The following is a 14,430-nucleotide window of genomic DNA, read 5'->3' on the forward strand; positions in this document are numbered from 1 at the left end:
CGGCCGTTGTCATGAGCTTTAGGAGCTGGATTTGCGAAGCGAGGCACTGATCTGGTTCGCGAAGGGCCACGTCGTGTTCGACATGGTATCGATCCCGGAAGCCGTCAGGGCGGATCCGAACAGGAAACCCTGGACGAGGTCCGGCTTGACTTCGAGCGACAGGATCTTGAGCTGCTCGAACGTCTCCACGCCTTCGATGGTGACGGAAAGGCCGAGCGGCCGCGACAGGTTCACGATGCCCTTCAGGAGTTCGAGCGAGCGGGCGTTCCGCGTCACGTCGATCAGGAAAGAACGATCGATCTTGACCTTGTCGAGCGGAAGCGTGTGCAGGTAGCTCAGGCTGGAATAGCCGGTGCCGAAATCGTCGAGCGCGATGCGCACGCCGATCGTCTTCATCTGCTCGATATACTCCCGCGTCTGCGAACGGTCGTCGAGAAGCGCGGTTTCCGTGACCTCGATCTCCAGGCGGTGCGGCGCAAGGCCGGACGCATCGAGGGCGTTGCGAACCTTCGCCAGAACGTCGTCGTTGCGGAAGTCCTTGGCCGAGAGGTTCACCGATACCGAAATAGGATTGGGCCAACGCGTGCACTCCAGCGTCGCCGCATTCAGCATGAAGGTGCTTATGTCCGAGATGATGCCCATCTCCTCGGCGAGCGGAATGAAGACCGCCGGTGAAATCGGGCCGAGTTCCGGATGATCCCAGCGGCACAGCGCCTCGCAGCTTGCGATGCGCATGGTCTCCATCGAGACGATCGGCTGATAGACTACGCGAAGACTGCGCGTCTCCACAGCATGGCGCAGATCGGCCTTCATCACCTGCCGGTTGCGGAAGGCCTGGTCCATCGTGGCCTCGAACAGGCGCCAGCCGTTCTTGCCGTTCTCCTTGGCCTTGTAGAGCGCGAGGTCGGCGCGCACGATCATCGCATCGACATCCGCCGTCTTCGCGGGGCTGATCACGGCTCCGGCGCTTGCCTGGATGCGCAGCGAGTGCCCGGCGACATCGACATCGCCGCAGAGGCTGCTGAAGATACCGTCGAGGATGGTGGAGAATGTATCCCCTTCGCTGACATCGTTGAAGAAGATCATGAACTCGTCGCCGCCGAAGCGGCTGACCTTCACGTCCTCGCTGGCATAGCGCCCGAGGCGCTCCGCCACGGCGAAAATCAGGCCGTCGCCGACCGGATGGCCGAGTGTGTCGTTGATGCTCTTGAAGTCGTCGAGATCGAAGACGACCAAGCCGACCGAGCGGTTCTGGTCGCCCGACGACACATGCTCCGTGATGAGCTCGTGGAAGAAGGCGCGGTTGGCCAGCCCCGTCAGGCTGTCGTAGCGCGCCATGAAACGAATGCGCTCTTCCGCCTCGATGCGCGCCGTCACCTCGTCGAAGGTGATCACGCCGAGCTCGTCATAGCCTTCACGGGCGGAGAACTCGAAATAGCGCCCGTTGGACAAGCGCAAAAGGACCTTGCGGTCCTTGCCTTCCCGCAGCGCGCGCGTGAGCTGCGTTTCCGCGTAGCGCGAATCCTTGTCGCTCAGCATGCCGCCGGCGACGCCGCGCATCAGAAGCCCGCGCAAGGTGCGCCCGAGAAGGCGATCCGGGTCCGAGACCCGCATCAGATCGGCCGCCTCTGCATTGGCCACCACGACACGTCCCGCGGGGCTGAGCATGATCAGGCCCGACGTCATCGTGTTGAGCGCCTTGTCGAAACGCTGGGCGAGGCGATTGGCCTTCTTCTGCTCGGACAAGGCGGCGAAGAGAACCTCGCGCACATTCTCGGCAAAGCGGCGAATGGCGAAGAAGAACGGGATCGACATGCAGCCGAGGATGACGTGGAACACGTCGCCGCGCAGAATGAACGCCAGCGATATCGGCCATGTCATGGTCATGATGAACAGCATCACCATCCGCGGCGAGCCGTAGTTCCGGCCGGCGATCGATGTCGCGGACGCAAGCGTCACGCAGACCGAAGCGATCTCGCCGAAGTAATCGTGCGACCAATAGATCGTGATGAAGCAGAAGAGGCCGAGCAGAAACCCGTGGAACGCCCCATAGAAAATGTAGAGGCGCTCGCGCTCCCGCGCCTCCGCGCGATCGGCCGGCGGCGGCGCATCACTGTAACGGCGAACACTCTGAAGACGAAAAAAAGCGAGCGTGCCGAGACTTAACGCCACTCCCAAATAAATCGGGTCGCCTGAACTGAGAAAAACGAGGATCGCGAGTAAAATCTGCGCAGCAAAACCCACCGCAAGAGTTACGCTGTCGCGGAACAAGGTCTGCACAAACGGTATGTATATGTCGAGCGGGAGCTCTTCGTTCTTTCGATTGGGCATGCCGGATTACCGTTTTGAACCCAAAGGCTGCCATAGTCACATTAAGAAAGGCTTATAAACCACAGTTGGGCCCCGCTCCGCCGCCGACGGAAATGCCCTATTCCGCCGCCTCCAGCGTGCGCTCGGGCGCGGTGTTCCTGAGCCGCTGGACCAGCCGCTCGCGCTCCGGAACGGCCTTCGCGACGCTCGCCTGCCGGACGTGGCCATAGCCCCGGATCATGGCCGGGACGGATGCCAGCGCCACGGCGGCCTCGATCCGGCCGGGTGACAGTTCGGCGAGGATCAGGTCGAGATCGCTCTCATAATCCGCCAGAACCCGCCGTTCCATGCGCCTCTCCTGCGTATAGCCGAAGACGTCGAGCGCCGTGCCGCGCAGGCCCCTGAAGCTCGCCAGCAGGCCGAACGCCTTCATCATCCACGGGCCGAAGCTCGATTTGGCCGGCTTGCCGTCGATGCCCTTGCGTCCGAGGATCGGCGGCGCGAGATGGAATTCCAGCCTGTCGAAATCCTGGAACTGCGCTTCAAGCTGCCGCTTGAACGAGCCGTCGGTGTAGAGGCGCGCCACCTCATACTCGTCCTTGATCGCCATCAGCTTGAAGAGGTTGCGGGCAACCGCCTCCGTCAGCATCGTGGAACCCGGAGCGGCACGCGCCTCAGTGGCGCGGATCGCATCGAGCTTCGTGCGGTAGCGCTTCGCATAGGCCGCGTTCTGATAGGCCGTGAGAAACACCTCGCGACGCGAGATGACGTCGTCCAGCGTATCCGACTGCTGCGGAGCCGCCTGGGTCGCCGGTCCATCGACAAGCCCCTTGACGAACTCGGGATCGTGCGCGGCGCGGCGGCCCCAGCGGAATGCATCGATGTTCATCTTGACCGCCTGGCCATTGAGGTCGATCGCCTTTTCGACCGCCTCCGCCGAGAGCGGCAAGCCGCCATGCTGATAGGCAAAGCCGAGCATGAACATGTTGGCGCCGAGCGAATTGCCGAACAGCGTGGCAGCCGTCTTGGTCGCGTCGAAGAAATGCGCCTTGTCTTCGCCGGCAGCCCCGCGGATCGCCTTCTTCAGGCGCTCCGTGGGAAGCGAGAAATCGGCCGAACGGGCGAAATCGCCCGGCATGACTTCGGCCGTGTTCGCGACGAAGATCGTCTCGCCCTCGCGCACCGCCGACAGGACCTTCTTGTTGCCTGACACGACGAGGTCGCAGCCGAGGATCAGGTCGGCCTTGCCGGCCGACACGCGGATGGCGTGGATGTCTTCGGGCATGCGTGCGATGCGGACATGGCTGAACACCGCACCACCCTTCTGGGCGAGGCCGGCCATGTCGATCATGCCGCAACCCCTGCCTTCGAGATGCGCCGCCATGCCGAGCACGGCGCCGATCGTCACCACGCCGGTACCGCCGATGCCGTCGATGATGGACGACCACCCTGCCCGGCCGAGCTCGAACAGCGCGGGTGTGGGCACGCCGTCGAGCGGATCGGCACTTCCCGCAACGCCTTGCGCCTTGCGCAGTTTCGCGCCGTGCACCGTGACGAAGGACGGGCAGAAGCCGTTGACGCAGGAAAAGTCCTTGTTGCAGCTCGACTGGTCGATGCGGCGCTTGCGGCCGAACTCGGTCTCGACCGGCTGCACGGAAACGCAGTTGGACTTCACGCCGCAATCGCCGCAGCCCTCGCAGACGAGTTCGTTGATGATCACCCTGCGATCGGGATCGGGGAACGTGCCGCGCTTGCGGCGGCGGCGCTTTTCCGCCGCGCAGGTCTGGTCGTAGAGCAGCACCGACACGCCCGGAACGTCGCGCAATTCGCGCTGGACCAGATCGAGTTCGTCGCGATGATGGATGGTCGCGCCTGACGGGAACGACACCTTGCCGGCATATTTGTCCGGTTCGTCCGTCACGACCGCGATGCGGTCGACGCCCTCGGCGCGAACCTGATTGGCGATCATGTCGACGGTCAACCCGCCCTCATGCGGCTGGCCGCCGGTCATCGCGACGGCGTCGTTGTAGAGGATCTTGTAGGTGATGTTGGCGTCGCTCGCGAGTGCGAAGCGGATCGCGAGAGAGCCGGAGTGGTTGTAGGTGCCGTCGCCGAGATTCTGGAACATGTGCCCGCGCTTGGAGAACGGCGCCTGGCCGATCCACTGCACGCCCTCGCCGCCCATGGCCGTGAAGCCGACCGTCGAGCGATCCATCCAGAGCGCCATGAAATGGCAGCCGATGCCGCCGCCGGCGATCGAGCCCTCGGGAACCTTGGTGGACGAATTGTGCGGGCAGCCGGAGCAGAAATACGGCGTGCGCGACGCGACGTCCTTGGTGTCGGCGAGCATCGCCTGAAACTGCCGCAACTGGCTGACGCGCCCCGCGACCTCGTCGGAATGGCCGATGACCTTCAGCACGCGCTGGCCGAGCGCGATCGCGATATCGTTGGGATCGAGCGCGCCGGCGGCTTCGAACAGCGCCGCGCCGCGCTCGTCCTTCTTGCCGATGATGACCGGTTGCGACGCAGCGCCGTAGAGCGCCTCGCGAAGCTGCGCCTCGATGAGCGATCGCTTTTCCTCGACCACGATGATCGTGTCGAGCCCACGCGCAAAGTCCTGGACATGCTCCAGATCGAGCGGCCACGGGCAGGCCACCTTGAACAGGCGCACGCCGATGCGGTTGGCGGTGGCTTCGTCGACGCCGATCTCGTCCAGCGCCTGGCGCACGTCGAGATAGCTCTTGCCGATGGTGATGATGCCGATCTTCGGCGCGCTTCCGCCCGAATAGATGATGCGGTTCAGGCCATTGGCACGGATGAACGCCGCGACCGCCGCGCGCTTGTAGTCGTGGAGGCGCTTTTCCTGGCCGAACTGGTCGATCTCGTGCCGGATGCCCAAGCCGCCGGGCGGCAGGTCGATCTCGGGATAGACGATGTTTAGACGGTCGAGCGACACATCGACGGACGCGGTCGATTCGATGTTGTCCTTGACGCATTTGATCGCCGACCACGTGCCGGCGTAGCGCGACAACGCGAAACCGTAGAGGCCGTAATCCACGAGTTCCTGCACGCCGGCGGGGTTGAAGATCGGGATCATCGCATCGACGAAGGCAAACTCGGTCGCATGCGCGTTGGTGGAGGATTCCGCCGTGTGGTCGTCGCCCATCAGAGCCAGCACGCCGCCATGCTTCGACGTGCCGGCAAGGTTGGCATGGCGGAACACGTCGCCGGAGCGATCGACGCCGGGGCCTTTGCCGTACCAGACGGAGAAGACGCCGTCATACTTGCCCTCGCCAAGCAATTCGGTCTGCTGGGTGCCCCAGCACGCGGTCGCGGCCAGTTCCTCGTTGATGCCCGGCTGGAACACGATATCGGCGGCCTCGAGCTGGCGCTTCGCCTTCCACAATTGCTGGTCGAGCCCACCGAGCGGCGAACCGCGGTAGCCCGAAATGAAGCCTGCCGTACGCAGACCGGCGCGCAAGTCACGCTCGCGTTGCATCATCAGCATGCGGATGACGGCCTGCGAGCCGGAGACGAAAATCCGCTCTTTGGACAGGTCGAATTTGTCGTCGAGAGCAACCTCGTGAAGTGTCATCCAAATCTCCTCCGCCGCTCCCCGAAGCGGTATGCCACGAGGCCGCAGTGTTTCCGCCCCATGCATCCACGTCAACGAATTTCGCTAGGATTGCGATTGTGTCGCCGGCCCAACCATCGACGAACGAATCTGTCGCAAGACCTTGCGGCAGGTGGAATTTGTGGACAAAAAACGGGCCAGCATTGCTTTCCAAGTCTGGTGCAAGCTGCTATCGGCGATCGCTCACCATGATCGAGCCAGCCGAAATTCAAGGGGCGGCGCCTCGATCATGTGCGGCGGAAGACGTGGGGGAGTGCGGCGCTGCCGCGAGGGAGGACAATTCATGCGATCGAGACTCGATGATCGCCTTCGGGCGCATCTTGACCGGAAACGACTGCCGGGATGGAACCTATGAACATACTCGTCTTCATCATCCGCGCCATCAGCGGACTTAACTCGATAATCGGCAAGACATTCTCATGGCTGTCCCTTGCCATCGTGCTCGTCTGCTTCACTGTCGTGGTTCAGCGCTACTTCTTCTCCACGACACAACTTTGGATGCAGGACCTTTACGTATGGCTGAACGGCGCGATGTTCACCGCAGTCGCAGGTTTCGCGCTTTTGAGAAATGACCACGTGCGCGTGGATATTTTCTATCGGCCGGCATCGATCGAGCGAAAGGCCTTGATCGATTTTATCGGCGTCGTTTTCTTCCTGCTGCCGTTTTGCTGGATCGTCTATGCGTATGGCTGGAATTACGTGGCCCGCTCGTGGCGGATCTACGAAGGCTCTCCCAACCCCGGGGGACTGAGGGGATACTTCATCCTCAAGTCGTTCATCATGGTCTTCACCGCTGTCGTGGCCTTGCAGGGCATCGCCATGGCGCTGCGCTCGATCCTGGTCCTCACACGCAGCGAGCATCTCTTGCCTGCGCATCTGCGCTACGAAAATGACGGGGGCTCCCACTAATGGATCCGGTACTTATCGGCGAGATTCTCGCCGGCCTGATGTTCTTCGGCATCATCGGCTTCCTTATGCTGGGTTTCCCGGTGGCCTTCTCGCTTGCCGGCGTTTCTTTGATGTTCGGTCTCGTCGGCATGTGGTTCGGCGTCTTCGACCCGTCCAATCTCGGCAGCCTTGCACCGCGCTATATCGGCTTCATGACAAACGAGGTTCTGGTCGCCGTTCCGCTTTTCATCTTCATGGGCGTGATGCTCGAACGGTCCACGATCGCAGAGCAACTACTCACGACGATGGGCAAGCTGTTCGGCAACATGCGTGGCGGCCTCGGCATCTCAGTCATCATCGTGGGAGCGCTGCTGGCGGCGTCGACCGGCGTGGTCGGCGCGACCGTCGTGACGATGGGTCTAATCTCGCTGCCGGCAATGCTGCGTGCGAACTACGATCCCAAGCTGGCCACCGGCGTCATCTGCGCGTCCGGAACGCTCGGCCAGATCATCCCCCCCTCGACGGTCCTGATTTTCATGGGAGACATCCTGGCCGGCATCAATGCGCAAGTGCAGATGGCGAAGGGCAATTTCGCGCCTGCGCCAGTCTCGGTCGGCGATCTCTTCGCCGGCGCGATTCTTCCCGGCCTCCTTCTTGTGGCGCTCTATTTGTCCTGGATGATCTTTAAGGCGATCACCGATCCGACGTCATGCCCGGCAACACCCGTTCCCGAGGCGGAAAAGAAGGATCTGTTCCGGGAAGTGATCGTTGCGCTGGTGCCACCGCTGCTTCTGATCATAGCGGTTCTGGGTTCGATTCTCGGCGGCATTGCTACAGCCACTGAGGCTGCATCGGTCGGCGCTGTCGGCGCGATGGTCCTGTCGGCGCTTCGCTGGAAACTGTCGTTCACCATCCTGCGTCAGGCGGTGATATCGACGGCCACGATCACGTCTATGGTGTTCGTCATTCTGCTGGGCGCCTCGGTGTTCTCGATCGTCTTCCGCCTGATGGGCGGCGAGAACCTCGTTCACGAGTTCCTCGAAGGCTTGCCGGGCGGAACATTGGCGGCGGTTGCCGTCGTGATGTTCATCATGTTCCTGCTCGGCTTCATCCTGGACACGTTCGAGATCATCTTCATCGTGATCCCGATCACCGCACCGATCCTTCTCACGCTGGGCGTAGACCCGGTCTGGCTTGGCGTTCTCGTCGGTGTGAACCTCCAGACGTCGTTCCTGACGCCGCCGTTCGGCTTCTCTCTGTTCTACCTGAGAGGTGTGGCGCCAGCGAGTGTGACCACGGGCATGATCTACAAGGGCATCATTCCCTTCGTATGTCTGCAACTCGTTGCCATGGCGCTGATGTTTGCTTTCCCGGGGCTTGCCACATGGCTGCCGCGTTGGATCTATAGCTGATCGGCGATTGACACCGAATGCAGGGCCGGTGGATGACCTCTACCGGCCCTTTTTTATGCGCTGAGGAATGCCGGATGAGTGTCGCCTACGACGATCGCGCCGAATCGATGAAGTCCGCACTTCAGCGGACCATCGACATGATCGACGACAAGGGCGTCACGCTAAGGCAGATGCTGGCGGAGATCGGCGACCACGGACCGCTCCTGCTGTGCGCGCTGTTGACCGTTCCTTTCCTCCTGCCGGTTTCGATCCCCGGCGTCAGCACGGTCTTCGGCCTCGCGATCATTCTGCTGGGGTTTGCAGTCGCGCTGAACCGTACCCCTTGGCTTCCGTCCAGGCTCATGGATCGCTCGATCGACGGTGGGAAGCTGCGATCGGTGCTCGAGCGCGGTGTTTCGCTGATCGACCGCATCGAGGGCGTGATCAGGCCGCGGGCCAAGGCGATCACCGGAAGCGGTTTTGCCGGCAGGGTAAACGGTCTTGCGATCGTCGCCGGCGGCGTCCTGCTGTTGTTTCCGCTCGGGCTGGTGCCCTTCTCGAACACCTTGCCCGCCTTCGCCATCCTGTTCCTCTGCATCGGCATGTCGCAGCGCGACGGGTACCTGGTGCTGGCGGGATACGGGATGCTCGCGGCGACGGTGGTCTATTTCTCGGTTCTCGGCTACGCCGCGATAACGGCGGGACGCGGGCTCGCCTCGATGTTCGGCGGCTAGGTCCGAATGGACAGCCTTCCGAAAGCTCACAGCTAGATCATGAAAAAAGCCCGGGATTTCGCTCCCGGGCTTCGTGTTTTCAGTCCGACCTCAACGATCAGATATGGAAGTACTTCTCGCGCGCCTGGATGAAGAGCGAGTCGGTGCCTTCGGTCTTCTGGCGAACGATGTTGAGCGCCGAAACGAAGCTCTCGGCGGTCTTCTTGGTCAGGGCGTCGCTGGAGTCCAGCAGGCCCGTCATGACCTCCTTGGCCGCAACCGCACCCGCCTCGAGGATCTCGTCGGGGAACGGCAGAACCTTCACGCCGTGATCGTTGACGAGCGTCTGGAGCGCGCGCGGATCGTTCGCGGCGAAGTCAGCAGCGACGTTGTCGTATTCAGCCGCACAGGCATCCTTGACGATCGCCTGAAGATCGGCCGGCAGTTCCTGGAATTTCGCCTTGTCGACGACCAGCTCGGTCGCCAGGCCCGGCTCGATGAAGCTCGGGAAGTAGTAGTTCTTGGCGATCTGGTAGAAACCGAGTGCCAGGTCGTTGTAGGGACCCACGAACTCGGCCGCGTCGAGCGTCCCGGACTGGAGAGCCTGGAAGATTTCGCCGGCCGCCATGTTGGTGACGGATGCGCCAAGCTTCTCCCACACCTGGCCGCCAAGGCCGGGCGTGCGGAAGCGAAGGCCTTGGATATCGGACACGCCGGTCAGTTCGTTGCGGAACCAGCCGCCGGCCTGCGTGCCGGTATCACCCGACAGAAATGCCTGAACCCCGAACTGGTCGTAGATTTCGTCCCAGATTTCCTGGCCGCCGAGGTGGCGAACCCACGCGGTTAACTCGCGCGAGGTCATGCCGTAGGGAACGCCGGTGAAGAAGGAGAGGCCGGCGCTTTTGTTCTGCCAGTAATAGGCAGCGCCGTGGCTCATCTCGGCCGAACCTTCGATGACTGCGTCGAGCGACTGAAGCGGCGGCACGAGTTCGCCTGCGGAATAGACCTGAATGGTCAGACGGCCGCCCGATGCTGCCGTGATGCGGTCACCAAGACGCTGCGCGCCGACACCGAGACCGGGAAAGTTCTTCGGCCATGTGGTGACCATGCGCCAGGTCTGGTTGCCCTGTGCGATTGCAGGCGCGGCGAGCGTGGACGCGGCGACAGCACCCGCACCGGCAAAGCCAGCCTTTGTGATAAACGAACGACGATCCATGGATGTACCTCCCAAAGTGGATTTTTTGATCCCAAGAAAAACGGAGATCGAGGCAAAACCGCGCAGCAAGCGCAGCCTCCCCCCGGTAGCCGGCGCGTATAAATACACGCTGAGTCACGCGAGTCCAGCCGAATGGACGCATGAGACGAAAGTGCTATCGCGTTGTGCAGCAAGGCGTTGTGCTCGATTATTGACGTCTTTCCGGGTGCTTCCTGGCACAAGGCCTCGCGCTTGGAAAATAGCCGCGATCAGGCTAGAGATTTGTAGAAATCTGTCAGGAAAGGCCGGGCCCGATCCGGTTCGGAAACGCCATGAACCAGCCTCTCGTCGCCGTGTCGACCGATGTCCGCCAGTTCGACAACTACACGTGGCATGCGGCCCCGCAGCAATATCTCGATGCTGCGATTTCCGTGGCAGACGTGTTTCCGCTGCTCGTGCCGTCCTTCGGCGAACGGCTCGATCTCGAATCGTTGCTGGCCCGGGTCGATGGCGTGATGGTCACCGGGTCGAAATCCAACGTCCACCCCTCTCTCTACGGTGCCGAAGCGACGGAGGCCGACGGCCCGTATGACGAAGCGCGCGATTCCACCACCCTGCCGCTGATCCGCATGGCGATCGAGCGTGGCGTGCCGCTGCTCGCGATCTGCCGCGGCATCCAGGAACTGAACGTGGCGCTGGGCGGCACGCTGGCCAGCGAGATCCAGGAGCAGGAGGGCAGGCTCGACCACCGCGCCCCGGTGAGCGACGATCAGAACGAGCGCTTCGCCATCCGCCAGCCGGTTTCGATCAAGCCGGGAAGCTGCCTCGCAGGCATCTTCGGGGCGGGCGAGGTGATGGTCAACTCGGTCCACCGGCAGGCCGTCGATCGGTTGGGCGACCGGTTGCAGGTCGAAGCCGTGGCGCAGGATGGCACCGTCGAGGCGGTGTCCGTGATCAACGCACGCGCCTTCGCGGTCGGCGTCCAGTGGCACCCGGAATACTGGGCGAAGTCCGACGATGCATCGGCGCGCGTGTTCAAGGCTTTCGGCGATGCAGCTAGAGACCATGCCGCCGCGCGCGGCGGCCGGCTGGCAGCGGCCGAGTAGCCGCTTCCACCCAGCGGAAGCGGAGCGGTGGGCTCAGGCCTTACCGTTCTTGACGTGCACCGTCTCCGGCACCGCCGTCAGCGGCTTGCCCTCGTCGAACCACGACACGAGATTGTCGACGACGAGATCGGCCATCGCCTGACGCGTATGGAGCGACGCGGAGCCGACATGCGGAAGCAGGCTCGCATTCGGCGCCTGCATGAGATCGTCCGGGACGTTCGGTTCCTTTTCGAAGACGTCGAGGCCGGCCGCCATGATCGTGCCGTCCGAAAGCGCCTTTGCCAGCGCCGCCTCATCGACCGTGGTGCCACGCCCGATATTGACGAACACGCCTGTCGGGCCGAGCGCCGCCAGCACTTCGGCGTTCACCGCCTTCTCAGTCGACGCGCCGCCGGGCGCGACCGAGATCAGCGTATCGACGCTTTTTGCAAGGCCGACCAGCGTGTCGTGATAGGCATAGCCGAGCCCGTCGACCTTGCGGCGGTTGTGATAACTGACCGGCAGACCGAATGCCTCGACACGGCGCGCGATCGCCAGGCCGATGCGCCCCATGCCGAAGATGCCCACCGAGCGCGCCCGCAACGTGCCGCGTGTCAGCGGGTAATTGCCCGCGCTGGCCCATTTTCCCGCGCGCAGCCACGCTTCCGCCTTCGGCAGTTCGCGAACGGCGTTGATGAGCAGGCCGATCGCCGTGTCGGCGACCTCCTCGGTGAGGACGTCGGGCGTATTCGTCACCATGACGCCCTTGGACCCTGCATGCTTCGCATCGACATGGTCGTAGCCGACACCGAAGCTCGCGATGATTTCGAGATTGGGCAGGGCATCGATGAAGGCAGCGTCGATCCGGGTCATCGAAGCGATGCCGCGCACGCTCCCACGCTCGTCCTCGGAAAGAAGGCTTGCATCGGCAGCCTTCACATTCAGTGTCGGGAACAAGGCATTGAGGCGTTCAACCGCATGCTTATGCATATGCGATGGTACGAGGATCGTGGCTTCTTGACGTTTCGACACTGCATGCTCTCCTGAATGCGACTATCGGCGCGCAGACTAGAGGAAGTCATCCCAAGTTTGAACCTTGGACGACCACCGGCGCCGCTATGTTGGTAGGCTTTTAGCGCTCGACCGGTTTTCCGGTCGATTGCCTGACATGGAGTTCGGGCCGGATCAGCTCTTGCCCGCCATGGATTTCGATGCCGTTCAGGCGATCGAGCAGCGCACGCGCCGCACGCCGCCCCACTTCGCGCTGGCCGTTCCATACGGTCGTCAGCGCCGGCGTGGCGATCGCGGCTTCCTCGAGATCGTCGTACCCGGTTACGGACACGTCGACGCCCGGTGTCAGGCCGGCCCGGTAGATACCGTTCATGAGACCGATCGCGACCAGGTCGTTCCAGCAAACCGCCGCGGTCGGCTTGTCCTTGTGCGCCAGGAATTGCTGGGAGGCCTCGAAGCCGCCCTGCTTCGTCCGGGGGCCGGGCATGCGCCAGTCGGTGCGGACCTCCAGCCCGGCATTCTCCATGGCGATGACGTAGCCGCGATAGCGATCTCGGCCGGTGGAGGTCTGGTCCGTGCCGCCGATCATCACGATGCGGCGGTGACCGAGCGAGATCAGATGGTTGGTGGCGATCCCGATGCCATAGGAATCGTCGCCGCGAAACACCGGCACATCGGCCCCCTCGACCGATCGCGCGATCAGTACCGCCGGCAGCCCATTATCCTCGGCAAGCTGGATATCCTGCGGCGGCGTTCCGATCGCCGGCGACATGATCACGCCGTCGGCGCCGAGTTGCAGCAGCGTGTCGATGAAGGTGCGCTGCTTTTCGAGCTGATCGTAGTGGTTGGACAGGAGGAAAGTCTGCCGGCTGCGGTCCAGCTCGCTCTCGATCGAGCGCAGGATTTCGGCGAAGAATGGGTTCATGATGTCGTGCACGACGACACCCACGATGCCCGAGCGCGAGGTGCGAAGGCTCGCCGCGCGCCGGTTGTAGATGTAGCCGATAGTGCGCGCGTGTTCCTTGATGCGCTCGCGCGTGCCGTCGGCGACCAACGGGCTGTCGCGCAGCGCCAGAGACACCGTGGCGGTCGAGACGCCGAGCGCTTCGGCGATCGTCGAGAGCTTGATCTTTTGTGCCAGGGAACCCCTCCTCCCGGAGCTGTGCAACGTCTTTAAACTGTTTAAAAGGACTTATGGCACCCGACTGTGACAATTCAAAGCTTTTTTGCCAATGACTGGTCTTCGCTGTTCGGAGCCGAGCGCTCCAGCAGCCTGAGCCGATGCTCGCGATGGATGATGTAAAGGCCGCTGGCGACGATGATGGCCGCTCCGCCCAGCGTCCACCAATCCGGGAAATCATCGAAGACGAGATAGCCGAAGCCGATCATCCAGATCATCTGCGAATAGGGATATGGCGCGAGCGCCGAGGCCGTCGCCTGCTTGTAGGCCTTGATCAGGAGCCAATGCCCGAACCCGCCAAGCAGGCCGAGCATCAGGAACAGGACCCACTGAAGGCCATCCTGCGGAAAGGACGCGACCGACGGTACGAACGGCAGCATCAGCAGCACGGGGGCCAGAGCCGAATAGAAGATCAGGCTTTCCGCCGTCTCGATCGCCCCCATCCGGCGCGTCATGATGACGTAGAAGCAATAGCTCGACATCGAGATCAGCGCGAAGACATGGCCGACGCCGAAATCGCCGAAACCCGGCCGCGTGATGACGAGCACGCCGACGAACCCGACCAGCACGGCCATCCAGCGCCGCCAGCCGGCCCATTCGCCAAGCAGCGGACCGGCAAGCGCCGTGATCACCATCGGTGCGAAGAAATAGATCGAAACCGTCTCGGCGAGTTGCAGCGTCTGCAGCGCAAGGAAATTGAAGACCGTGGAGCCGAACAGGAAGACGCCGCGCAGGATCTGCGCCGGCAGGCTCTTCACCTTGAACATCGACGGGTTCGACCATGCGCGGAACAGCACCAGCACGGCCACGACATGGATCGCAAAACGCGCCCAGGACACGAATTCCGGCCGCATGCCCTGCTGAACCAGATATTTCGCGGACGTATCGAGGCACGCGAAGAGAAAGCAAGCGCAGATCACGAGCACGATTGCCGGGGACGGCGTCGCCGTGTCGCTTCTGTTGGTCGTGGAGGTCAAATCAGAGGGCCTGATACTGGATGTACTCAGACTTCATCGATCAACA

The 14,430-nt window shown here is 62.8% G+C and carries 10 protein-coding genes; 4 read left to right on the top strand and 6 right to left on the bottom strand.

What is annotated here, in order from left to right; translation table 11 throughout:
- Positions 1-18: 18 nt before the first annotated feature.
- A complete protein-coding gene (locus tag AAFN55_RS17775; RefSeq protein ID WP_347800316.1) occupies positions 19-2,331 on the bottom strand; it encodes an EAL domain-containing protein in 2,313 nt (770 codons plus the stop codon).
- Between the two features lie 97 nt (positions 2,332-2,428).
- A complete protein-coding gene (locus AAFN55_RS17780; RefSeq protein ID WP_347800317.1) occupies positions 2,429-5,905 on the bottom strand; it encodes an indolepyruvate ferredoxin oxidoreductase family protein in 3,477 nt (1,158 codons plus the stop codon).
- A gap of 390 nt (positions 5,906-6,295) precedes the next feature.
- Here AAFN55_RS17780 and AAFN55_RS17785 point away from each other — a divergent pair, with 390 nt between their 5' ends.
- The 3 genes from AAFN55_RS17785 (at position 6,296) to AAFN55_RS17795 (ending at position 8,957) form a co-directional block, all read left to right on the top strand.
- Positions 6,296-6,853, top strand: coding sequence for a TRAP transporter small permease subunit (locus tag AAFN55_RS17785; protein ID WP_347800318.1), 558 nt, complete (start codon positions 6,296-6,298; stop codon positions 6,851-6,853).
- Positions 6,853-8,244, top strand: a complete 1,392-nt coding sequence (locus tag AAFN55_RS17790) for a TRAP transporter large permease subunit (RefSeq protein ID WP_347800319.1) — start codon at positions 6,853-6,855, stop codon at positions 8,242-8,244. The genes AAFN55_RS17785 and AAFN55_RS17790 overlap by 1 nt, the downstream gene beginning before the upstream one ends.
- A gap of 74 nt (positions 8,245-8,318) precedes the next feature.
- Complete coding sequence (locus tag AAFN55_RS17795; RefSeq protein WP_347800320.1) at positions 8,319-8,957, top strand: exopolysaccharide biosynthesis protein; 639 nt, start codon at positions 8,319-8,321, stop codon at positions 8,955-8,957.
- Positions 8,958-9,054: 97 nt separating this feature from the next.
- Here AAFN55_RS17795 and AAFN55_RS17800 read toward each other — a convergent pair whose 3' ends face one another.
- Positions 9,055-10,152, bottom strand: coding sequence for a TRAP transporter substrate-binding protein (locus AAFN55_RS17800; RefSeq protein ID WP_347800321.1), 1,098 nt, complete (start codon positions 10,150-10,152; stop codon positions 9,055-9,057).
- Positions 10,153-10,463: 311 nt separating this feature from the next.
- On the opposite strand from AAFN55_RS17800, the gene AAFN55_RS17805 reads away from it, so the two are divergent.
- Positions 10,464-11,237 (top strand): gamma-glutamyl-gamma-aminobutyrate hydrolase family protein, encoded by a 774-nt coding sequence (locus AAFN55_RS17805; RefSeq protein ID WP_347800322.1) that lies wholly within the window; start codon positions 10,464-10,466, stop codon positions 11,235-11,237.
- A 33-nt stretch (positions 11,238-11,270) separates the two neighbouring features.
- On the opposite strand, the gene AAFN55_RS17810 is transcribed toward AAFN55_RS17805, so the two are convergent.
- From AAFN55_RS17810 to AAFN55_RS17820, 3 genes are all read right to left on the bottom strand, one after another.
- Positions 11,271-12,206 carry a 2-hydroxyacid dehydrogenase gene (locus tag AAFN55_RS17810; RefSeq protein ID WP_347801035.1) on the bottom strand — a complete coding sequence of 312 codons (936 nt, stop codon included), beginning with the start codon at positions 12,204-12,206 and terminating at the stop codon, positions 11,271-11,273.
- A 142-nt stretch (positions 12,207-12,348) separates the two neighbouring features.
- Entirely contained in the window at positions 12,349-13,368 is a 1,020-nt protein-coding gene (locus AAFN55_RS17815; protein WP_347801036.1) for a LacI family DNA-binding transcriptional regulator, read from the bottom strand.
- Positions 13,369-13,442: 74 nt separating this feature from the next.
- Complete coding sequence (locus AAFN55_RS17820; protein ID WP_347800323.1) at positions 13,443-14,384, bottom strand: DMT family transporter; 942 nt, start codon at positions 14,382-14,384, stop codon at positions 13,443-13,445.
- Positions 14,385-14,430 lie beyond the last annotated feature (46 nt).

It is taken from the genome of Mesorhizobium sp. CAU 1732 (genome assembly GCF_039888675.1).
Lineage (GTDB): Bacteria > Pseudomonadota > Alphaproteobacteria > Rhizobiales > Rhizobiaceae > Aerobium.

Bases quoted from the DNA above. Each gene is read 5' to 3' on its own strand.
- AAFN55_RS17775 (WP_347800316.1), bottom strand. From the start codon at position 2,331: ATGCCCAATCGAAAGAACGAAGAGCTCCCGCTCGACATATACATACCG.
- AAFN55_RS17780 (WP_347800317.1), bottom strand. From the start codon at position 5,905: ATGACACTTCACGAGGTTGCTCTCGACGACAAATTCGACCTGTCCAAA.
- AAFN55_RS17785 (WP_347800318.1), top strand. From the start codon at position 6,296: ATGAACATACTCGTCTTCATCATCCGCGCCATCAGCGGACTTAACTCG.
- AAFN55_RS17790 (WP_347800319.1), top strand. From the start codon at position 6,853: ATGGATCCGGTACTTATCGGCGAGATTCTCGCCGGCCTGATGTTCTTC.
- AAFN55_RS17795 (WP_347800320.1), top strand. From the start codon at position 8,319: ATGAGTGTCGCCTACGACGATCGCGCCGAATCGATGAAGTCCGCACTT.
- AAFN55_RS17800 (WP_347800321.1), bottom strand. From the start codon at position 10,152: ATGGATCGTCGTTCGTTTATCACAAAGGCTGGCTTTGCCGGTGCGGGT.
- AAFN55_RS17805 (WP_347800322.1), top strand. From the start codon at position 10,464: ATGAACCAGCCTCTCGTCGCCGTGTCGACCGATGTCCGCCAGTTCGAC.
- AAFN55_RS17810 (WP_347801035.1), bottom strand. From the start codon at position 12,206: ATGCATAAGCATGCGGTTGAACGCCTCAATGCCTTGTTCCCGACACTG.